Source organism: Hyphobacterium vulgare (assembly GCF_042643335.1).
In the GTDB taxonomy this organism is placed as follows: domain Bacteria; phylum Pseudomonadota; class Alphaproteobacteria; order Caulobacterales; family Maricaulaceae; genus Hyphobacterium; species Hyphobacterium vulgare.
Window position 1 is genome coordinate 1 of the sequence record NZ_JBHRSV010000016.1, and the last position, 20,290, is coordinate 20,290.

Genomic DNA, 20,290 nt, shown 5'->3' on the forward strand with positions numbered 1-20,290 from the left:
GTCGCCCTCATCGCCGCAACCCGGAAACTCACCATTCTCCTCAACACCCTCGTCGCCAGAAACCAGACCTGGAACAACCCGCAACAACACGGTTGCTGAGGTGCTCGCGCAGCGAGCCTCGAAGGGCGAGGGAAACTAGCTCGGCACCTTCGCATAAGTCGCCGGGTCGTAGGGTTTGGGCGCGCGCGGCCGGAACAGCCAGGCGATCCAGCCGCCGGTGACCGCCGGAGCGACGGCGAAGAAACCCGCCGTATTCTCCTCGAACGCCAGCAGAAAGACCGCGATCGCCGCTCCGATCACCGCCATGACCGCGCCGAAGGCGGTCATGATCCAGCGGAAGGCCAGCGACTGGCCTTCCAGAAAGCGGATCTCGTCCCGGCGCGGCATCAGCGCGGTGTGCAATTCGCCAAGCAGCGCCCGGAAGCTCTGCGCGCGATTGTTCCACTGCCCGACCCCGGCCCAGCTTTGTGAGCCGAACACCGCCTCGCCTTCCCCCGGAACCGAGACGCGGCAGACGACCTGGACCTCCTTGCCGGCCATTTCAAGCGCCAGCCGGACCTGGGTGACACGATCCAGCGGCACCCTGTGGACGACACGCTCGCCCTCCTGCGCGGTCAGGACGCCATCCTCGATCGACCAGATTTTTTCGGCGCTTGTTGCATTGCGCCGGTCGGCATGCGTCACACTCATTTCGCCTCACCCAGGTCGCGGACGCGGAACACACTGGACGAGCGGCCCCGGCTTCGCCAACTTGGCATGCAGATGAACGCAGAAGACCGCAAATTTCTCGTCATTGCCGACGAGAGCGAGGAATGCCGCACCGCGCTTTACTTCGCTGCCAAGCGGGTGAAGGCGACGGGCGGCAAGCTCGCCATTCTCGCCGTCACCGAGCCGCCGAATTTCGATCACTGGATCGGCGTGGGCGAAACCATGCGCCGCGAGGCCGAGGAAGCGGCGACCCAGATGCTGGATTCGCTCGCCGAGGAAGCCGAGGCCGTGCTGGGCGCGCGTCCGGAACTGATCCTGAGAGAAGGCCGGACATCGGAATGCCTCGCCAAGCTGATCGCCGAGGATCAGGCCATCGCCCTGCTCGTGCTGGGCGCCTCGGAATCCGGCGAGGGTCCCGGCCCGCTGGTGACCGCGCTTTCGCGCGGCAGGGGCCTGTTCGAGGACCGCCCCATACCCGTGACCGTCGTCCCCGGCGGGCTCGACAAATCGGCGATCGACGCCCTGACCTGACGTCCTCGCTTGAACTGGACCGGGGGAAGCGCCATTTCCGCCCGTGAAGCGAAAGGCGGTGCCCGATGTTCATCCAGACCGAACCGACCCCGAATCCGAACACGATGAAATTCCTGCCCGGGCGCGAGATCGCTCCGGACGAACCGCGCGAGTTCGCAGTGCCGGATGACGCGGCCGGGTCTCTGCTGCCCGAGTCGCTGTTCGCGGTCGACGGTGTGACCGGTGTCTTCTGCGGTGCGGATTATGTCTCGGTCTCGAAGGACGAGACCGTCGACTGGTCCCATATCAAGCCGGCCATTCTCGGCGCCATCATGGACGCGCTGGAATCCGGCAAGCCGCTGTTCTCCGGCGACGCGATGGCGGCCGAGGAAGAACTGCCCGAAGGTCCGGCGCGCGAAATCAAGGAATTGATCGACACCCGCGTCCGCCCGGCCGTCGCCCGCGATGGCGGCGACATCATCTTCAAGGGATTCGACGAGCAGAACGGCATCGTCGCATTGGTCATGCGCGGGGCCTGCGCCGGCTGCCCGTCCTCCACCGCCACGCTGAAGCAGGGCATCGAGAATCTCCTGAAGCATTACGTGCCGGAAGTCCGCGAAGTCGTCGCCGTCGGGTAAAAAGCGGACAGACGCTTTTTCCAGATCTGAGGGTAATCGCCGCTGAGCCCGGGATTATATCGCATTCCAGAAAAACTCTGGAGGCGACCATGCTTCAAACCCCGAATCTGTCCCGCGCGCTCAACGACCGGGCGCTCGACCTGCTCTTCCGCGAAGCCCGCACGCATTACGACTGGACGGACGAACCCGTCTCCGAGGCGACCATCCGCCAGCTCTACGACCTGGTGAAGTTCGGCCCGACCTCGATGAACAATTCCCCGGCGCGCTTCGTCTTCATCGGCACGCCGGAGGGCAAGGCCCGGCTGAAGCCGCACCTGTCGCCGGGCAATGTCGACAAGACGATGTCCGCGCCCTGGACGGTGATCGTCGCGCGCGACACCGAATTCTTCGAGCAGATGCCGAAACTCTTCCCGCACAGTGCCGGCGCCCGCGACATCATGGCGAAGGGTGCCGACGATCATGGCCCGCGCAATGCGATCCTGCAGGGCGCCTACCTGATCCTCGCCGCGCGCGCGCTCGGTCTTGATACCGGTCCGATGTCGGGCTTCGACAAGGCCGGGATCGACGCGGAATTCTTTGCCAGCGATCCGGGCCGCCTGACCTGGGCGGCCGATTTCCTCGTCAATCTCGGCCATGGCACCGGCGAGAAAATCTTCCCGCGCCTGCCGCGTTTGGACTTCGACGAGGCCGCGCTGATCGTCTAGACGGAGGCCATGCGCGCGCTTCTGGCCCTCGACACGACCAATGCCTGGTGCATCGCCGCCCTGCGGCGGCCGGGCCATGACGATCTTGTCCGGGGCGAACGCCTCGGGCGCGGACACGCCGAACGCCTCGCCCCGCTGGTCGCCGGCCTGCTGGCCGATGCCGGTGTCGAGCCGTCGCATCTGTCGAGGATCGGCGTCGCCACCGGCCCGGGCAGTTTTGCCGGAACCCGCGTCGGTGTGGCCTTCACCCGCGGCCTGGCGCTGGCCACCGGTGCCGAGGCGGTGGGGGTATCCAATCTGGCCGTGATCGCACACATGGCGGATCCGCGCAGGACCGGCCGCGTCGCCGTCATTCACGATGCCAAGCGCGGCGAGCTTGTTGTCCAGCTGTTCGACCGGGGCGGTGCGATTGGCGACCCTGAACGGCTGACCATCGAAGCGGCGGCCTCATGGCTGCGTCCGCTCGCCGACAACGGCGTGCGGCCTGCGGGCAGCGGCGCGCCAATTCTGCGCGCGGCCCTGAACCGGACCGACTGGGCCGGCGGGGTATTGGCCGACGGCCCCGATCTCGATCCCCGGACCCTGCTGGACCTGGCCGGGCAATCCGATGCTCCGCCCTCACCCGTCTATGCGCGCCCGCCCGATGCCAAACTGCCCGGCGGAGCAGAGCCGGAATGACGCCGGACTTCACCGCACTGGCCCGCATTCACGCCGAGGGCTTCGACCGGCCCTGGAGCGCCAGCGAACTGGAACGCCTCGCCGCGATGGACGGCATGATCCTGACAATCCGGCCCGAAGCCGGCGAACCCGTTGGATTCGCCCTGCTGCAATCCGTGCTCGACGAGGCCGAAGTCCTGACCCTTGCCGTCACAAGGACAGCACGGGGTCACGGGCGGGGCCGGGCTCTGCTTGAAGCCGCCGAATCCGCCGCGCGGGAACGTGGTGCACGCCGGGTGTTTCTGGATGTGTCGGACCGCAATCGCGCCGGGCTCGCCCTGTATCGAGCGGCGGGCTTTCGCGAGACGGGGCGCCGCCGTGCCTACTATTCAGACGGCAGCGACGCCATCCTGATGGAAAAAACACTTCCGGGATTGGACGCATCCGGCCGAACGGCGTAAATCTTCGCCCGACAGGTGAATGGAGCACGCGATGATGCCGGACCGGATCGAGAAACTCTGCGTCGAAAAAGGGCTTCGGATGACCGACCAGCGCCGCGTCATTGCCCGCGTGCTGTCGACCGCCGACGACCATCCCGACGCCGAGGAATTGCACCGCCGCGCGGTCCAGATCGACAATCGTATCTCGCTTGCGACGGTATACCGCACCGTCCGCCTGTTCGAGGAAGCCGGCATCATCGAACGGCATGACTTCCGCGACGGCCGCGCCCGCTACGAAGAGGCTTCCGACGACCATCACGACCATCTCATCGATCTGAAATCGGGCGAGGTGATCGAGTTCGTGAACGAGGAAATCGAGAAACTCCAGGAAGCCGTCGCCCGCAAGCTGGGATACCGGCTTGTCGATCACCGGCTTGAGTTATACGCCGTGCCTCTGAAAAAGGACGCCGACACCGTCTGACGCGTCCGCCGGAGGGGGCATGGTCAACCGCCAGCCGGGCAAGCACGCGCTCGCCTTCATCTTCATCACCGTGCTGATCGACATGATCGGTCTCGGGATCATCCTGCCCGTGATCCCGCAGCTCATCGTCGACGTGACCGGCCTGACCATTCCCCAGGCCGCCCGCTGGGGCGGCGCGCTCTATGCGCTCTATGCCCTGACGCAATTCGTCTTCGCCCCGATCATCGGCAATCTCTCCGACCGTTTCGGCCGCCGGCCGGTCCTGCTCGTCGCCATCGCCGGATTTGCGATCGACTATCTCGTCATGGGCCTCGCACCCTCGCTGTGGATCCTGTTCATCGGCCGCGCCCTGTCGGGCATGTTCGGCGCGACCTATTCCACCGCCGGAGCCTTCATCGCCGACATCACCCCGCCGGAGGAACGCGGCGGACGCTTCGGCCTGATCGGCGCGGCCTTCGGACTCGGCTTCATCATCGGCCCGTCGCTCGGCGGCTTCCTGATGACGATCGACCACCGCCTGCCCTTCTTCGTCGCCGCGGGCCTCGCCGGGGCGAACTTCGTCTATGGCTATTTCGTCCTGCCCGAGACGCTGAAACCGGAGAACCGCCGCCGCTTCCGCTGGGTCAATGCCAACCCCGTCGGGACCCTGCTGCAGCTGAAGAAGTTCAAGGTCGTCTACGGCCTTCTGGCCGCCGTTGCGCTTTTCTATATCGGCCACGCCGCCTTCCCGGCGGTCTGGACCTATTACGGCTACGAGAAATTCGGCTGGACCGGCGCCCAGGTCGGCCTGTCGCTGGCCGCGGTCGGCATCATGAGCGCCCTCGTCCAGGGCGGGCTGGCCCGGCCGATCATCAAGTGGACCGGCCAGCGCCGCGCAGCCATCCTCGGCTTTTCCGTCGCGACGCTCGCCTATTTTGGCTATGCGCTGGCCCCGAATGCCTGGGCGGTCTACGCGGTGATCGTCCTCGGGGCGATTTCCGGCATTGCCGGCCCCGCGCTTCAGGGCGTGATGTCGTCCGAAGTCCCGTCCGACATGCAGGGCACGCTGCAGGGCGGCGTGACCAGTCTCGGCAGCCTGATGAGCGTGTTCAGCCCCTTCATGATGACGCAGATCTTCTACGTCTTCTCCAGCCGCGAGGCGCCGGTCTACTTCCCCGGCGCGCCCTACGCGCTGGCCGGCATTCTGACCATCTTCGCGGTGCTGATCATCGTGCGGGCGACCCGGCCCGAGCCCAAGCCCGCCGCGGCGGAATAGCCGGAGCCCCGCCTTCCCTTGCCAGACAAGGGGTTTTTGCCCATAACCCCGCCCTCACTCGACCGAGGACGGCCGCACGCGGCGGAGATGTGATGGGTACGGAGCGCAAACGCGTCTTCATCAAGACCTATGGCTGCCAGATGAATGTCTACGACTCGCAGCGCATGCGGGACGTGCTGGCACCGCTGGGCTATGAGCCGTCGGATACACCCGACGGGGCCGATCTGGTCGTCCTGAACACCTGCCACATCCGCGAGAAGGCTTCGGAGAAGCTCTATTCCGAGCTCGGCCGGCTGCGCCCGCTGAAAGCCGCCAGGGCCGAGACCGGCGCGCCGATGACGATCGCCGTCGCCGGCTGCGTCGCCCAGGCCGAGGGCGCGGAGATCATGACCCGGGCGCCGGTCGTCGACCTCGTCGTCGGACCGCAGACCTATCACCGCCTGCCGGAACTGATCGCCCGGACGCATCGCGCACGCGGCGAGGCGCTGGAGACCGAATTCGAGCCGGACGAGAAGTTCGATGCGCTGAACATCGACCGCCAGGTCGAGGGCTACACCGCCTTCGTCACCGTGCAGGAAGGCTGCGACAAATTCTGCTCCTTCTGCGTCGTGCCCTATACCCGCGGCGCGGAATGGTCGCGCCCGGTCGACCAGATCACCGCCGAGGTCCGCGCCCTCGCCGCCAAGGGCATCCGCGAAGTCACCCTGCTCGGCCAGAACGTCAACGCCTTCCACGGCGCCCCGCCCGCGGGCCGCGAGGCCGACGGGCCGTGGACGCTGGGCAAGCTCTTGCGCCACATCGCCATGATCGGCGGCATCGACCGCATCCGCTACACGACCAGCCATCCGCGCGACATGGATGACGACCTGATCGCCGCCCACCGGGACGTGGCGGAAGTCATGCCCTATCTGCACCTGCCGGTGCAGGCCGGGTCGGACCGGATCCTGAAGGCGATGAACCGCAAGCATTCCTTCGCCGAATACGAGGATTTGATCGGCCGCATCCGCGACGCCCGCCCCGACATCGCCATTTCCGGCGATTTCATCGTCGGCTTCCCCGGCGAGACCGATGCCGATTTCGAGGCCACGATGGAGGGTGTGCGCCGGGTGCATTACGCCAGCGCCTTCTCGTTCAAATATTCCCGCCGCCCCGGCACGCCGGGCGCTGCCCTCCCCGGTCAGGTCGACGATGCTGTGGCGACCGAACGCCTGCATGCGCTTCAGGCCCTGCTCGAGGATCAGCAGCGCGCCTTCAACCGGTCGCAGATCGGCCGGGTCCTGCCCGTCCTGTTCGAGAAAGCCGGCCGGGAGCCGGGACAGTTGCATGGCCGCTCGCCCTATCTGCAATCGGTGCATTGCGACGCGCCGGAACAGCTGATCGGCCAGATCGTTGAAGTGCGGGTGGAGGCTGCGACCCGTTCCTCGCTGACCGGCGTACTGGCGGGCGGAAAGGCGGATGCCGCGTGAAACAGACCAGACCCAAGGGCGGCCGCGTGCGTTCGGCGAAACCGCGCCGGGCCGCGACCGAGACCGTCCATTTCGACAATGCCGACAGGGTCCGCGCCCTCGCCGGTGCCGAGGACTATCACCTCATCCTGATCGAGCGGGAGCTGGGCGTGCGTCTCGCCGCGCCGGGCGGCGGCCAGATCCAGATCGCTGCCGACGACCCCCGGGCCCGGGCCGAGGCCAAACGGGTCCTGACCAAGCTCTATGACCGGCTCGATGGCGGGATGATCTGCGACGAAGCGGCGGTGCGATCCGCCCTGCTGATGCAGGACGAGGCCGACGATGACAGCAATTCGGCCCTGATCCGCGTGCCGCGCGGGGCGAGCTTCCTCGCCCGCACGCCGCGCCAGGGCGATTATGTCCGCTATCTGAAATCGGAATCCGATTACGATCTGATCTTCGGCGTCGGTCCGGCCGGCACCGGCAAGACCTTGCTGGCAGTGGCCTATGGTGCCAGCCAGCTGGCGCTGCGGCGCTTCGAACGGATGATCATCACCCGCCCGGCCGTCGAGGCGGGCGAAAAGCTCGGCTTCCTGCCCGGCGACCTGACCGAGAAGGTCGATCCCTACCTGCTGCCGGTCTGGGACGCGCTGACCGACAGCCTGGGACGCACCCAGATGGAGAAGATGCGCGAGGACAAGCGCATCGAGGTCGCCCCGCTGGCCTTCATGCGCGGCCGCACGCTCAACCGCGCCTTCGTCGTAGTCGACGAGGCCCAGAACGCGACCCGCGCCCAGATGCGCATGGTGCTGACCCGGCTTGGCGAGGGATCGCGCATGGTCGTCACCGGCGACCCGACCCAGACCGACCTCGATCACCGCAGCCCCTCCGGCCTGCCCGAAGCCCTGTCCCTGCTTGAAGGCGATCCGCGCGTCGCGATCACCCGCTTCGAGAAGGGCGACGTGGTTCGACACGACCTCGTGGCGCGCATCGTCGCCGCCTATGAGCGGCACGACAGCGGAGCGAAGAAGTGACCCCCGTCGAATGCGTGGTCGAGGACGAGGCCTGGTCGGCAGCCGGCGATCTCGAAGCCCTCGCCGCCGAAGCGATCGCGGCGGCCGAGGCCGAATTGTCGCTGTCCGGCGGCAAGGGGCTGTGCATCCTGTTCACCGGCGACGGCGCCATCGCGGAACTCAATGCCGCGCATCGCGGCAAGTCCGGTCCGACCAACGTCCTGTCCTTCCCCGCGCATGACAGCGCCGAAGGCTGGCTGGGCGATATCGCCCTGGCGTCGGGCGTGTGCCTGAAAGAAGCGGGCGAACGGGGGATTGCGCCCGCCGATCATGTCCGCCACCTTCTCATCCATGGATTCCTGCACCTGCAGGGCTATGATCACCAGGCCGATTCAGAGGCCGAGGAAATGGAAGCGATCGAACGCCGGGCGCTGGCCCGGCTGGGGATTGCGGATCCTTACGCGGTCGGAGGCCGCATGAATGAGTGACGACGGAATAAGCCGAAGTTGGCGCGCGCGTCTGGCGCGCGCATTCTCCGGCCGGGCGGTCACGCCCAACCTCTCCCCCGAATCCGACTCGCCGCCCGACGGCCGGTTCCTGGCGCTCAAGGCCGCTGACTTCGAGCGGCTGAAGGTTGCCGATGTCATGGTGCCGCGTGCCGACATCACCGCCGTCGAGATCGACACGCCGCTCGCCGAGCTGGCGCGCCTGTTCGCGGAAGCCGCGCATTCCCGCCTGCCGATCTATCGCGAGACGCTCGACGACCCGGTCGGTGTGGCGCACATCAAGGACGTGGTCGGACACCTCGCGCCTGATGCCAGTGGCCAGCACCCGGAAGGCTGGGCGGAGCGCAAGATTCTGCCAACCATCCGCCGCCCCCTGCTTTACGCCCCGCCCTCGATGAAGGCGGTGGACCTGCTGCTGCGCATGCAGACGCGGCGCATGCATCTCGCCCTCGTCGTCGACGAGTTCGGCGGCACTGACGGTCTGGTTTCGCTCGAAGACCTGCTCGAGCCGATCGTCGGCGATATCGAGGATGAGCATGACGAGGAGGAAGCCCCCGGCATCCGCGCCCGCGGGCCCGGCCTGTGGGAGGCCGATGCGCGCCTGCTGATCGAGGACTTCGAGCGCGCAGCCGGCATGCCGGCCGACCTGCCCGACGAGGACGAGGACGACTTCGAGACCCTTGGCGGTCTCGTCTTCACCCTCGCCGGCCGGGTCCCGGAACGCGGCGAGGTCATCCCTCATCCCGGCGGGCTTGAATTCGAAGTGCTGGACGCCGATCCGCGCCGGATCAAGCGCGTCCGCATTCGCGCCAGTCGCCCGTCCGGTGAAGGGGAAGTCCCGCCGGCCGCCGGCGAGCTCGCGTGAGTCTCGCCAGCGTCCGATCCTTTCTCCGGCGCAGTGCGGCTCCGGATCGGCTCAGAACGGGCTTGAACGCCCTTCCCCCCTGGCGCCGGCGCGGTGTTCTGTTCGGGCTGGGCGCAGTGTCCGCACTCGCCCACGCTCCGGTCTTCTTCTTTCCGGCGCTCGTCGCCGGCCTGACGGCTCTGCTATGGGCGCTCGACGGTGCGGCGCGCGCGCGCCGACCGATGCGCGCCGGATTCATAACCGCCTTCGTCTTCGCGCTCGGCTATTTCGCCGCCGGCATTTTCTGGATCGCCTTCGCCTTCTTCAGCCGCGGTCCGGCCTTTGCGCCCTTCGGGCCGCTGGCGGCGCTGGGGCTGGCCGCGATCCTGGCTCTGTTCTGGGGGCTTGCCGGGGCGGCCCAGGCCCGGCTCGGCGGGCGCGGGCCGGCGCGGATACTGTTCTTCGCCGTCCTCCTGTTCGCAGCGGAATGGGGCCGGGGCCATGTCCTGACCGGGTTTCCGTGGAATCTGCCGGCCTATGTCTGGCCCGGGGGCGGCGCTGTTTCGCAATCGGCGGCGCTGATTGGTGCCTGGGGGCTGAGCTTTCTGACCCTGTTGGGTTTCCTGACGCCGTCCCTGCTGGCGGGACGCCCGGTGCGGGCCGGCCGTTACGCCCCTCTTCTTGTCGCCGTGATCGTCTTCGCCGGCCTGTTCGCCTGGGGCGCCCAGCGCCTCGCAGCCGCCGCCCCGGGAGAGCCGACCGGCGTCCGGCTGCGTATTGTCCAGGTCGATATCGGCCAGCGCGAAAAGTGGCAGGACGGCAATCAGGCCATGGTGCGCGACCGCTATCTCGAGGCGACCGGCGCGCCCGGCCTGGAATCGGTGACTCACGTCCTGTGGCCGGAAGGGGCGTTGCCCCTCTACCTGCTTGAGGATGGCGACACGCTCGCGCCGCTGTCCCGACTGCTCGCGGACGGACCCACCCTGATCGCGGGAACGCCGCGCCGCGACACTGAGGCGCCGGGGGGCACGCGCTATTACAACGCCATCGCGGCCGTCAGCTTTCCCGGCGGCCGGCCCAGGCTTGACGGCCTCTATGACAAGGTCCGCCTGGTGCCGTTCGGCGAGTACATTCCCTTCGCCGGGGTCTTCCGAAGCTTCGGCATCGCCTCGCTCTCGACCATGGTCGAGGGCTATTCGCCGGGGGAGGGCGCGGCCAACATCCAGCTCGACAACGCGCCGCCCTTCGCGCCGCTCGTCTGCTACGAGATCGCCTATCCGCTGTTCACGGCGCGCGGGGCGCGGCGGCCGGCCTGGATCGCCAACCTGTCGAACGATGCCTGGTTCGGGCCGACAGCCGGGCCCGTGCAGCACCTCAACATCGCGCAATACCGGGCGATCGAGGAGGGGCTGCCCATCGCTCGGACGGCCTCGGGGGGGTGGTCGGGGGTGATTGACGCCTTGGGCCGCACGAACCGTCTGGTTCGGCCCGGCGTGGAGGGAGCGTTCGATTTCGACCTGCCGCCCGCACGGCCGCCCACACTCTATTCGGTCACCGGGAACGCGGCCGCATTTCTGTTCTGGGCTTGTGCGCTTGCAGGATTCGTGGTCGTCCGCCGACGGTCGATCGCAAAGCTTTTGCGGCGGCGCTCGTGAATGTGAAACTTTTCGTACTAATCGACCGGTTTGGCATCTATATTTTAGCGACAACTGGTATATTAGACATGCGAATATCGTGAGAACGGTGATTCCAAAGGGGCAGCGAATGAAGCGAAATCCGCGGGAAGCGAACCAGATTGACGAGCACGTTGGATCGCGCGTCCGCCTGCGCCGCCAACTCCTGAAAATGAGCCAGGAGAAGCTCGGCGAGGAACTCGGGGTTACTTTCCAGCAGGTTCAGAAGTATGAGCGCGGGTCCAACCGCATCGGGGCCAGCCGGCTCTGGTCGCTGTCGCATGTGCTCGACGTTCCCGTGACCTTTTTCTTCGATGGCCTTTCCGCCGCAAAGGGCGGACTGGCAGAATCGGACCAGTCGCCGATCGTCTACGATTTCATCCAGAGCCCCGACGGCGTGGCGCTGGCGCAGGCGTTTTCGCGGATCAGCGACTCCAAGGTGCGCCGCCGCATCCTCGATCTAGTTCGTACGCTGGCTGACGAAAACGCCGTGGATTCCGAATAAAACCCGACTTCCCGGTTGCACTCCGCGCTCGGATCGGCTTTAAGCCCGCCGACATATAAAGACATCTTTATATCTGGAGATCCGCCGTGAGCCGTTCGAACTTCATCTTCACCTCCGAAAGCGTGTCCGAAGGCCATCCCGACAAGGTCTGCGACCGCGTTTCGGATTCCATCGTCGACCTCTTCCTGTCCAAGGACCCCTATGCGCGCGTCGCCTGCGAAACGCTGACGACGACGAACCAGATCGTCCTGGCCGGCGAGATTCGCTGCGCAGGCGAGTTCTCGGACGACGAGATCGAAGCCACAGCGCGCGCGGCAGTGAAGGACATCGGCTACGAACAGGACGGCTTCCACTGGAAGAATTCCAACTTCCAGAACTTCCTGCACGAGCAGTCCGCCGACATTGCCATGGGCGTCGATTCGGCGGGCAACAAGGACGAGGGCGCGGGCGACCAGGGCATCATGTTCGGTTACGCGACCGACGAGACCCCGGCGCTGATGCCGGCCCCGATCCAGTATTCGCACGAAATCCTGAAGCGGATGGCGCAACTGCGCAAATCCGGCGAGCGTCCCGAATTCGAACCCGATGCCAAGTCCCAGGTCACGCTGCGCTATGAGAACGGCCTGCCGGTCGAAGTGCTGTCGGTCGTCGTGTCGACCCAGCACAAGCAGGGCTTTACCCCGGCCGACGTCCGCGAACTGGTTCGCCCGGTCGTGAAGTCGGTTCTGCCGGAGGGCTGGTTCCCGCCGGAGGATGAATTCTACGTCAACCCGACGGGCAATTTCGTCATCGGCGGCCCGGACGGTGACGCCGGTCTGACCGGCCGCAAGATCATCGTCGACACCTATGGCGGCGCGGCACCGCATGGCGGCGGCGCCTTCTCCGGCAAGGACCCCACCAAGGTCGATCGTTCGGCGGCCTACATCTCGCGCTATCTCGCGAAGAATGTCGTCGCCGCCGGCCTCGCCCGGAAATGCACGATCCAGCTGTCCTATGCCATTGGCGTATCGAAGCCGCTCTCGGTCTATGTCGACCTGCACGGCACCGGACAGATCGCCGAGGAAGTGCTGGAAAAGACGCTGCCGCAGATGGTCAATCTGTCGCCCCGCGGCATCCGCGAGCACCTGCAGCTGAACCGTCCGATCTACGCCCGCACCGCGGCTTACGGCCATTTCGGCCGCACCCCGGACGCCGATGGCGGCTTCTCCTGGGAGAAGACCGACCTCGTCGATCAGCTGAAGTCGCTCGCCTGAGCCAGGTCGTGACTGACAGGGTTGAGCATAACAGCGGGGCGCCTTCGGGCGCCCTGCGCACGTTCGGGCGGACCAAGGGCCGCCCCCTGTCGGCGCGTCAGCAGGGTCTCGTCGACAATCTCCTGCCGAAGATTGCCCTGCCCGATACCGGACCAGTCGAGCCTGATCCGCGCTTTGACCGGCACATCCTCGAGATCGGCTTCGGCGGCGGTGAGCATCTCGTCGCGCAGGCGAAACGCCATCCGGATACCGGCTTCATCGGCATCGAGCCCTTCGTCAACGGGCTCGCCAAGGCGCTGACCGGGGTCGAGGAAAGCGGTCTGGAGAATGTGCGCATGCATCTTGGCGATGCGCGCGACATTCTCCCGCGCCTGCCCGATGAAAGTCTCGACCGGATCTATCTGCTCTTTCCTGACCCTTGGCCGAAGACGCGCCACGCCAAGCGCCGCTTCGTGCAGGACGAAACCGCCAGCGAATTCGTCCGCCTGTTGAAGCCCGGCGGTCTTCTTCGGGTCGCCACCGACGTCATGGCCTATGCCGACCACGCGCTCGAAGTCCTCCGGCGGCAGGAAAAGCTGACATGGCTGGCCGGGAAGGCCGCCGACTGGCGCACACCGCCCGCCGACCACATCACCACGCGCTACGAGACCAAGCGGCTCGGCGACTGCGCCCCGGTCTGGTTCGATTTCGAGCGGCGCTAGCGCATTGCATCCGTGCGCCTTCGGGCGTATAGACACGCCAACAGTTCGATTGCGTGTCGATGACACGTTATCGGCGGCTCCGACCGGGGCCGCCGTTTTTGTTACCGCCGAAGGCCGGACCGCACTGCCGTGAAGACCAAGACGACCCTCGATGAACGCCTGCTCGCCCTGGTGGAGCCGATCGCCATGGCCATGGGATTCGAGATCGTGCGCGTGCGCGTCATGGGCGGCAAGCGCAAGACCTTCCAGATCATGGCCGAGCGGAACGACGGCACGATGAATGTCGAGGATTGCGCCACCCTGTCGCGCGCCGTCTCCGCCATGCTGGAAGAGAATGACCCGATCGGCGACGAATACACGCTCGAAGTCTCGTCGCCCGGCATCGACCGGCCGCTGACGGCCCCGGCGCATTTCGCGCGCTGGGAAGGCTTCGAGGCGAAGCTGGAACTCGACCGGCTGGTCGAGGGCCGCAAACGCTTTACCGGCACATTGGCCGGTTACGAGGAGGGCCATGTCCTCCTCGACATGAAGGGCGAGACCGAGACCGCTCACATCCCGTTCGACTGGATCGCGGATGCGAAACTCGTGCTCACCGATGCCCTGATGGCTGCAGATCTGAAGGCGCGCGGTGGCGCGCCCGAGCAAGGGAGCGAGGAAACGCCATGAATATCGGCGTCAGCGCAAACAAGACTGAAATGCTGGCGATCGCGCGCGCGGTCGCACAGGAAAAGTCGATCGACGAGAAACTCGTTCTCGCCGCCATCGAGGACGCGATCGAGAAGGCGGCCCGCTCGCGCTACGGCGCCGAGAACGACATCCGCGCCAAGATCGACCCGAAGACCGGCGAGATGAAGCTCACCCGCTGCATGACCGTGGTGGAAGAGGTCGAGAACGACTCCCAGCAATTGTCGCTCGCCGATGCGAAGAAGATCGACAAGGACGCCGAGATCGGCACCGTCTTCTCCGACGAACTGCCGCCGATCGAATTCGGCCGCGTCGCCTCGCTGACCGCCAAGCAGGTCATCACCCAGAAGGTCCGGGAAGCCGAGCGCGAGCGCCAGTACGAAGAGTACAAGGACCGTGTCGGCGAGATCGTCAACGGCATCGTCAAGCGCGTCGAATACGGCAATGCGATCATTGATCTCGGCCGCGCCGAGGGCATTGTCCGCCGCAACGACGCCATCCCGCGCGAGAACATCCAGCCGGGCGACCGCGTCCGCGCCTATATCTACGATGTCCGCCAGGAGACCCGCGGCCCGCAGATCTTCCTGTCGCGCGCCCATCCGGACTTCATGGCCGCCCTGTTCGCGCAGGAAGTGCCGGAAGTCTATGAGGGCATTATCGAAATCCCGTCCGTCGCCCGCGACCCGGGCAGCCGCGCCAAGATCGCCGTGCTCTCGAACGACAGCTCGATCGACCCGGTCGGTGCCTGCGTCGGCATGCGCGGCAGCCGCGTTCAGGCCGTCGTGTCGGAACTGGCGGGCGAGAAGATCGACATCATTCCGTGGTCCCCGGACCCGGCGACCTTCATCGTCAACGCGCTGCAGCCGGCGGAAGTCGCCAAGGTCGTGCTCGACGAGGAAGACCGCCGTATCGAGGTTGTGGTGCCGGACGACCAACTGTCGCTGGCCATTGGCCGCCGCGGCCAGAATGTCCGCCTCGCTTCGCAGCTGACCGGCTGGTCGATCGACATCCTGACAGAGGTCGAGGAGTCGGAACGCCGCCAGAAGGAATTCGCCGAGCGCACCAGCCTCTTCATGACGGCCCTTGATGTCGACGAGGTCATTGCCCAACTCCTTGCCACCGAAGGCTTCTCCGACGTCGAGGAGATCGCCTATGTCGATCTCGGCGAGATCGCGGTGATCGAAGGCTTCGACGAGGACACGGCGAACGAGATCCAGGCCCGCGCCCGCGACTACCTGGAACGCATCGCGGCCGAGCAGGACGCCAAGCGCAAGGAAGCCGGTGTCGAGGACGGCGTGCTCGAGATCGAAGGCGTGACGCTTCCCATGGCGGTCGCTTTCGGCGAGAATGACGTCAAGACGGTCGATGATCTTGCCGGCATGACGCCGGACGATCTGCGCGGCTGGTTCGAGACCCGCAATGGCGAGCGCGTGCGCGAGCCGGGCATTCTCGATGGCTTCGACATCACTGCCGAAGACGCCGAAATGATGATCCTGCGCGCCCGCGTCGCGGCCGGCTGGATCTCCGAGGACGACCTGCCGCAGCCGGAGCCGGAAGCGGTCGAGGGCGAAGACGATCTCGGCGATCTCGATCTCGAGGCGATGGAGGCGGAAGCCGCCGCGCTCGGTGTCGATCTCGACGAGGCCGTTGCGGCCGAGATGGAACAGGACGGCGATGACGCGGAGGACGACGACCGCGGCTGATCCGTCAGCCGGCCCGAAACGCCGCGAACGCCGCTGCGTCGCGACCGGGGAAACCCGGGACGAGGCGCATCTCGTGCGCATCGCGATCGGGCCGGAAGGCGAACTGGTCCCCGATGTCACCGCCCGGCTCCCCGGGCGCGGCGTCTGGGTCACGGCGAGCCGCGACGCGGTCGAGACCGCGCTGAAGCGCAAGGCGTTTGCCCGCAGCGCGAAAGCGCCGGTCGCGGTGCCGGACGGCTTGGCCGACCGGATCGCCGAACGGCTTTCGGTTCGGGCGCTGTCGCTGCTCGGACTGGCCCGCCGCTCGGGTGACCTGGCCGCGGGCTTCGACACGGCGCATGCGGCGCTGAAGTCCGCCCGGCCCGCCTGGCGGATCGAGGCGGCGGACGCCGCCCCCGACGGGCGCGGCAAGCTGGACAGGCTGGCCTGGGCCGCCTGGGGTGAAATTCCGGTCGCGGGGTGTTTTACCGCGGCCGAACTGGGACAGGCGCTGGGCCGGGACGCCCTGGTTCACGCCGTCCTGACCGGGGGTCCGCAAGTCGCGGCCTTCGGCGAGACGATGACGAAGCTGGCCGGATTCCGGGACATCGATCCCGGCGGAAAGACCAGCCAGGACGGTTGAATCCGCACGGAAGCTGGCTAGGTTAGCGGCCTTCCGTCCGGAGGACTGGAGAATTCGGAGTGCCGGCCCACGGCAGCGGGCGCTCCATCATGTATGTAGACGCCGTGTTGAAAGGCTCGCATGAGCGACAACGACGAACGTAATTCCGGATCGGGCCGGCGCCCGCTGTCGCTTCGCGGCGGCGCGGGCACGGTGCAGCAGAGCTTCTCGCGCGGGCGGTCCAAGTCCGTCGTCGTGGAGATGAAGCGCAAGCGCGTTGCCGGTCCCAAGGACACGCCTGCCCCGGGCAAGCCCGGCGGTGCCCCCGCCAAGGGCGGCAAGGAATCCGCGCTGGCCGCCAAGGCGCGCGAGCTGGGCCTGTCCGAAGAGGAATTGATGGCGCGTCAGCGCGCCATCCAGCGCGCCCGCGCCGAAGCTGCCGAACGCGATGCCCAGAAAAAGGCCGAAGCCGAGGAGCGCGACAAGCGCGCCGAGGCCGAGCAGAAGCAGCTCGAGGACCGCAAGCGGCAGGAAGCCGAGGAAGAGGCGCGCCGCGCCGCCGAGCAGGAAGCCAGGCAGCGCGAGGCCGAACCGGTCGTCGCCGCGCCGGACCCGGCCGACATTCCCGATCCCGACGCCGTCGTCACGCCGGCCCGCAAGGATCCGTCGAAGGAAAAGGCGCGCGAAGCCGCCAAGGGCGAGACCGACGATGTCGAGAGCGCGCTCGAGGAAATGGGCGGACGCGTCAAGCGCAAGGGCGGGGCCAACAAGGCGCCGGCCATTTCGCGCCAGCGCGGTGAATCCCGCCGCCGTTCGGCAGGCAAGCTGACGATTCAGGCCGTCACCGAGGGTGACGAGGAGCGCCAGCGCTCGCTCGCCTCGGTGCGCCGCGCCCGCGAACGCGAAAAGCAGCGCCGCGCCAGCTCCGGCGGCGAGCGCGACAAGATCCAGCGCGAAGTCGTGATCCCGGAAGCCATCTCGGTCCAGGATCTCGCCAGCCGCATGGCCGAACGGGCCGCGGACGTCGTGAAATACCTGATGAAGCAGGGCCAGATGGTCCGCGTGAACGACCTGCTCGATGCCGACACGGCCGAACTGATCGTCGCCGATTTCGGCCACGTCTCGAAGCGCGTGTCGGAATCCGACGTCGAGGAAGGCTTCATCGCCGAGGACGATCGGGAAGACACCAAGAAGCCGCGCCCGCCGGTCGTGACCGTCATGGGCCATGTCGACCACGGCAAGACCTCGCTGCTCGACGCGCTGCGCTCCACCGACGTCGCGGCGGGCGAGGCGGGCGGCATCACCCAGCATATCGGTGCCTACCAGGTTCAGCTGAAGACCGGCGACAAGATCACCTTCCTCGACACGCCCGGCCACGCCGCCTTTTCGTCGATGCGTTCGCGCGGGGCACAGGCGACCGACATCGTCATCCTGGTCGTCGCGGCCGATGACGGCGTCATGCCGCAGACGATCGAGGCCATCCATCACGCCAAGGCGGCGAATGCGCCGATCATCGTGGCGGTGAACAAGATGGACCGCGAAGGCGCCAACCCGCAGCGCGTCCTGCAGCAGCTGCTGCAGTACGAAGTCATCGTCGAGGCGATGGGCGGCGAAACCCAGGCCGTCGAAGTCTCCGCGCTGAAGCGCACCGGTCTCGAGGAATTGACCGAGGCGATCACGTTGCAGGCCGAAATCCTTGATCTCAAGGCCAATCCCGACCGTCCGGGCGACGGCGTCGTGGTCGAATCGCAGGTCGAACAGGGCCGGGGTTCGGTCGCGACCGTACTCATCAAGCGCGGCACGCTGAAGCGCGGCGACATCGTCGTGGCCGGCGCCCAGTGGGGCCGTGTGCGCGCCCTGATCGACGAACGCGGTCAGCAGCTGAAGGAAATCGGCCCGTCGCAGCCGGCCGAGATTCTCGGCCTCGACGGAGCGCCGGAACCGGGCGAACTCTTCGCCGTCGTCGACAGCGAGGCCCGCGCCCGCGAGATCGCCGACTATCGTCAGCGCCAGAAGCGCTCGGCGGGTTCGGGCACGGTGACCGGCACCTCGCTCGAGCAGATGATGGCCCGTCTCCAGCAGAAGGAGACGCAGGAACTGCCCATCGTGCTCAAGGCCGATGTGCAGGGTTCGGCGGAGGCCATCACCCAGGCGCTCGAGAAGATCGGCAATGAGGAAGTCGCCGCACGCGTCGTGCACGGCGCGGCGGGCGGTGTCAGCGAAAGCGACATTCTGCTGGCCAAGGCGTCGGGCGCTCCGGTCTTCGCCTTCAATGTCCGCGCTAACAAGCAGGCGCGCGAGATGGCCGAGCGCGAAGGCGTGGAGATCCGCTATTATTCGATCATCTACAACGTGCTCGACGATGTGAAGGCGACGCTGGAAGGCCTGCTCGCGCCGGAGAAGCGCGAGACCTTCATCGGCTATGCCGAAATTCTCGAAGTCTTCAACATCTCCAAGGCCGGCAAGGTTGCCGGCTGCCGGGTGACCGAAGGCGTCGTGAAGCGTGGCTCGGGCGTGCGCCTGCTGCGCAACGACACCGTGATCCACCAGGGCAAGCTGAAGACACTGAAGCGTTTCAAGGACGAAGTGGCCGAGGTCCGCTCCGGCATGGAATGCGGCATGGCCTTCGAGAATTACGAAGACTTGCAGAAGGGCGACCTGATCGAGTGCTTCGAGGTCGAGGAGATCGAGCGCAAGCTCTGATCCATCCCCTCACCCGACACGAAAAGGGCGGCTCTCGGGCCGCCCTTTTTCTTTTCGATGTCTGTTCTGCCCCGGATTGACTTCCCCTCGCCCCCTTTAGGGGAAGAGGGGAAAGCGGCCCTTCTACTCCACCGGAACCAGGCCCTGCTCCGCGCCCGGATAATTGGCGAAATCCCGGTGCGCGATCACGATGCCGTCGCGCACCGTGACCGCCGCGACCTGCTGCGACCGCCAGCGGAAATGCTGCGCCGGGTCTTCGGTCGGGTAGAGCGCGTTGACATGGCCGATGAACACCACGGTCTCATTGCTGGCAAACACCGTGTCCCAGACAAAGCCGAGCTCGATCGGATGGTATTGCGCCTCGAAGCCGCGCAGCATCTCCAGAAACGCTTCGCGGCCTTCGGTGACGATGCCCTGAGGGTCGTCCGTTCCCGTCGCCGTGGTGTCGGCGAAGATGATGTCCTCGGACATCAAGGCCGCCATCGCGTCCCAGTCCACCCGCGAATAGGCGTCCATATAGGCCCGCGCGACTGTCTCGGCCTCGCGCGTCTCCTGCGCCAGGGCGGATGTGCCGGTCAACGCCAGCGCGGCGGAAATCAGGATTGTACGCAGCATCAGCGGGTCTCCTGCGTCATGCCGGAAAAGTCCGTGTAGTCGCGGTGTTCGGTGACCTGGCCATTCCCCACCGTGACGATGGTGACGATCGGGTAGCGATAGGCGACCGTACCGGTCTGGGTTTCATAAATGGCGGCCACTGCGCCATCGAACACGACATGGCCGGACGCCGACCAGCTCCGGTCGACCGTGTATTCCAGCCGGGTCGCGCCCCATGCGCGGATGCCCGCAAGGATCGCCTCGCGCCCGGTCCAGTCGAACGGTCCGCCAATGCCCTGGATCGCCTCTGACGTCGGGTCGATGAAGACCGCATCCTCGGCATAGAGCGCCTCGAGCGCCGCGAAATCCTGCGCCTGATAGGCGGCGAGATAGGCCTCGGCCACCGCTTCTTGTGTTTCCTGCGCCAGCGCAGAGCCGCCAATCGCGGCCAGGGCCGCGGCGGCTGTCAGTGTTCGTATCATCATCTCCCCCTTGAAATTGAAGACAGCTCGATAGACCCCATGGCGCGATCACCGGCCACTCACGTTCGCGGCACAAGCCTTACCGATTGGTCAGGGTATTTCCCCTCGCCCCCATTTGGGGGAGAGGGGTCAGGGGTGAGGGGGCGCACTCAGACTTCAACTACGGAGCAGAACCCCTCATCCGCCCTTC

22 protein-coding genes and 1 pseudogene are annotated in these 20,290 nt (G+C 66.8%); 20 read left to right on the forward strand and 3 right to left on the reverse strand.

The window, feature by feature from the left end; all coding sequences use genetic code 11:
• Positions 1–99 (forward strand): annotated as a pseudogene (locus ACFOOR_RS15265) (IS110 family transposase); the annotation flags it as partial.
• 36 nt (positions 100–135) lie between these two features.
• Here ACFOOR_RS15265 and ACFOOR_RS08105 read toward each other — a convergent pair.
• Complete coding sequence (locus ACFOOR_RS08105; protein ID WP_343164387.1) at positions 136–690, reverse strand: hypothetical protein; 555 nt, start codon at positions 688–690, stop codon at positions 136–138.
• Between the two features lie 66 nt (positions 691–756).
• Between ACFOOR_RS08105 and ACFOOR_RS08110 the strand changes: the two genes are divergently transcribed.
• From ACFOOR_RS08110 to infB, 19 genes are all read left to right on the forward strand, one after another.
• Positions 757–1,239: a universal stress protein gene (locus tag ACFOOR_RS08110; RefSeq protein ID WP_343164388.1), complete on the forward strand. Its 483-nt coding sequence runs from the start codon at positions 757–759 to the stop codon at positions 1,237–1,239.
• A gap of 65 nt (positions 1,240–1,304) precedes the next feature.
• The gene (locus ACFOOR_RS08115; RefSeq protein ID WP_343164389.1) at positions 1,305–1,856 is read left to right on the forward strand and encodes a NifU family protein; all 552 of its coding nucleotides are present in this window, start codon (positions 1,305–1,307) and stop codon (positions 1,854–1,856) included.
• An 89-nt stretch (positions 1,857–1,945) separates the two neighbouring features.
• Positions 1,946–2,560 carry a malonic semialdehyde reductase gene (locus ACFOOR_RS08120; protein WP_343164390.1) on the forward strand — a complete coding sequence of 205 codons (615 nt, stop codon included), beginning with the start codon at positions 1,946–1,948 and terminating at the stop codon, positions 2,558–2,560.
• Between the two features lie 9 nt (positions 2,561–2,569).
• Positions 2,570–3,238, forward strand: coding sequence for a tRNA (adenosine(37)-N6)-threonylcarbamoyltransferase complex dimerization subunit type 1 TsaB (gene tsaB, locus ACFOOR_RS08125; RefSeq protein WP_343164391.1), 669 nt, complete (start codon positions 2,570–2,572; stop codon positions 3,236–3,238).
• Positions 3,235–3,678, forward strand: a complete 444-nt coding sequence (gene rimI / locus ACFOOR_RS08130; protein WP_343164392.1) for a ribosomal protein S18-alanine N-acetyltransferase — start codon at positions 3,235–3,237, stop codon at positions 3,676–3,678. The genes tsaB and rimI overlap by 4 nt, the downstream gene beginning before the upstream one ends.
• A gap of 34 nt (positions 3,679–3,712) precedes the next feature.
• Complete coding sequence (locus ACFOOR_RS08135; RefSeq protein ID WP_343164628.1) at positions 3,713–4,138, forward strand: Fur family transcriptional regulator; 426 nt, start codon at positions 3,713–3,715, stop codon at positions 4,136–4,138.
• A gap of 19 nt (positions 4,139–4,157) precedes the next feature.
• Complete coding sequence (locus ACFOOR_RS08140) at positions 4,158–5,393, forward strand: TCR/Tet family MFS transporter (protein WP_343164393.1); 1,236 nt, start codon at positions 4,158–4,160, stop codon at positions 5,391–5,393.
• Positions 5,394–5,482: 89 nt separating this feature from the next.
• The gene (miaB, locus tag ACFOOR_RS08145) at positions 5,483–6,859 is read left to right on the forward strand and encodes a tRNA (N6-isopentenyl adenosine(37)-C2)-methylthiotransferase MiaB (RefSeq protein WP_343164394.1); all 1,377 of its coding nucleotides are present in this window, start codon (positions 5,483–5,485) and stop codon (positions 6,857–6,859) included.
• Positions 6,856–7,872, forward strand: coding sequence for a PhoH family protein (locus tag ACFOOR_RS08150; RefSeq protein ID WP_343164395.1), 1,017 nt, complete (start codon positions 6,856–6,858; stop codon positions 7,870–7,872). Before miaB ends, ACFOOR_RS08150 begins: the two co-directional genes overlap by 4 nt.
• Positions 7,869–8,339: an rRNA maturation RNase YbeY gene (ybeY, locus tag ACFOOR_RS08155; protein ID WP_343164396.1), complete on the forward strand. Its 471-nt coding sequence runs from the start codon at positions 7,869–7,871 to the stop codon at positions 8,337–8,339. Before ACFOOR_RS08150 ends, ybeY begins: the two co-directional genes overlap by 4 nt.
• Entirely contained in the window at positions 8,332–9,222 is an 891-nt protein-coding gene (locus tag ACFOOR_RS08160; protein WP_343164397.1) for a hemolysin family protein, read from the forward strand. The genes ybeY and ACFOOR_RS08160 overlap by 8 nt, the downstream gene beginning before the upstream one ends.
• 116 nt (positions 9,223–9,338) lie before the next feature.
• Positions 9,339–10,856 carry an apolipoprotein N-acyltransferase gene (gene lnt, locus ACFOOR_RS08165; RefSeq protein ID WP_380214257.1) on the forward strand — a complete coding sequence of 506 codons (1,518 nt, stop codon included), beginning with the start codon at positions 9,339–9,341 and terminating at the stop codon, positions 10,854–10,856.
• A gap of 109 nt (positions 10,857–10,965) precedes the next feature.
• Positions 10,966–11,379 (forward strand): helix-turn-helix domain-containing protein, encoded by a 414-nt coding sequence (locus ACFOOR_RS08170; RefSeq protein WP_343164399.1) that lies wholly within the window; start codon positions 10,966–10,968, stop codon positions 11,377–11,379.
• A gap of 86 nt (positions 11,380–11,465) precedes the next feature.
• Entirely contained in the window at positions 11,466–12,632 is a 1,167-nt protein-coding gene (gene metK / locus ACFOOR_RS08175) for a methionine adenosyltransferase (protein ID WP_343164400.1), read from the forward strand.
• An 8-nt stretch (positions 12,633–12,640) separates the two neighbouring features.
• Entirely contained in the window at positions 12,641–13,333 is a 693-nt protein-coding gene (gene trmB / locus ACFOOR_RS08180; RefSeq protein WP_343164401.1) for a tRNA (guanosine(46)-N7)-methyltransferase TrmB, read from the forward strand.
• 129 nt (positions 13,334–13,462) lie between these two features.
• Positions 13,463–13,999, forward strand: coding sequence for a ribosome maturation factor RimP (gene rimP / locus ACFOOR_RS08185; RefSeq protein WP_343164402.1), 537 nt, complete (start codon positions 13,463–13,465; stop codon positions 13,997–13,999).
• Entirely contained in the window at positions 13,996–15,720 is a 1,725-nt protein-coding gene (nusA, locus tag ACFOOR_RS08190; protein WP_343164403.1) for a transcription termination factor NusA, read from the forward strand. The genes rimP and nusA overlap by 4 nt, the downstream gene beginning before the upstream one ends.
• On the forward strand, positions 15,692–16,342 hold the full coding sequence (locus ACFOOR_RS08195; protein ID WP_343164404.1) for an RNA-binding protein: 651 nt from the start codon (positions 15,692–15,694) through the stop codon (positions 16,340–16,342). The genes nusA and ACFOOR_RS08195 overlap by 29 nt, the downstream gene beginning before the upstream one ends.
• 120 nt (positions 16,343–16,462) lie before the next feature.
• Positions 16,463–19,024 carry a translation initiation factor IF-2 gene (infB, locus tag ACFOOR_RS08200; protein ID WP_343164405.1) on the forward strand — a complete coding sequence of 854 codons (2,562 nt, stop codon included), beginning with the start codon at positions 16,463–16,465 and terminating at the stop codon, positions 19,022–19,024.
• 123 nt (positions 19,025–19,147) lie between these two features.
• On the opposite strand, the gene ACFOOR_RS08205 is transcribed toward infB, so the two are convergent.
• Both ACFOOR_RS08205 and ACFOOR_RS08210 read right to left on the reverse strand, forming a co-directional pair.
• Positions 19,148–19,639: a nuclear transport factor 2 family protein gene (locus ACFOOR_RS08205; RefSeq protein ID WP_343164406.1), complete on the reverse strand. Its 492-nt coding sequence runs from the start codon at positions 19,637–19,639 to the stop codon at positions 19,148–19,150.
• Complete coding sequence (locus tag ACFOOR_RS08210) at positions 19,639–20,100, reverse strand: nuclear transport factor 2 family protein (RefSeq protein WP_343164407.1); 462 nt, start codon at positions 20,098–20,100, stop codon at positions 19,639–19,641. Before ACFOOR_RS08210 ends, ACFOOR_RS08205 begins: the two co-directional genes overlap by 1 nt.
• Positions 20,101–20,290 lie beyond the last annotated feature (190 nt).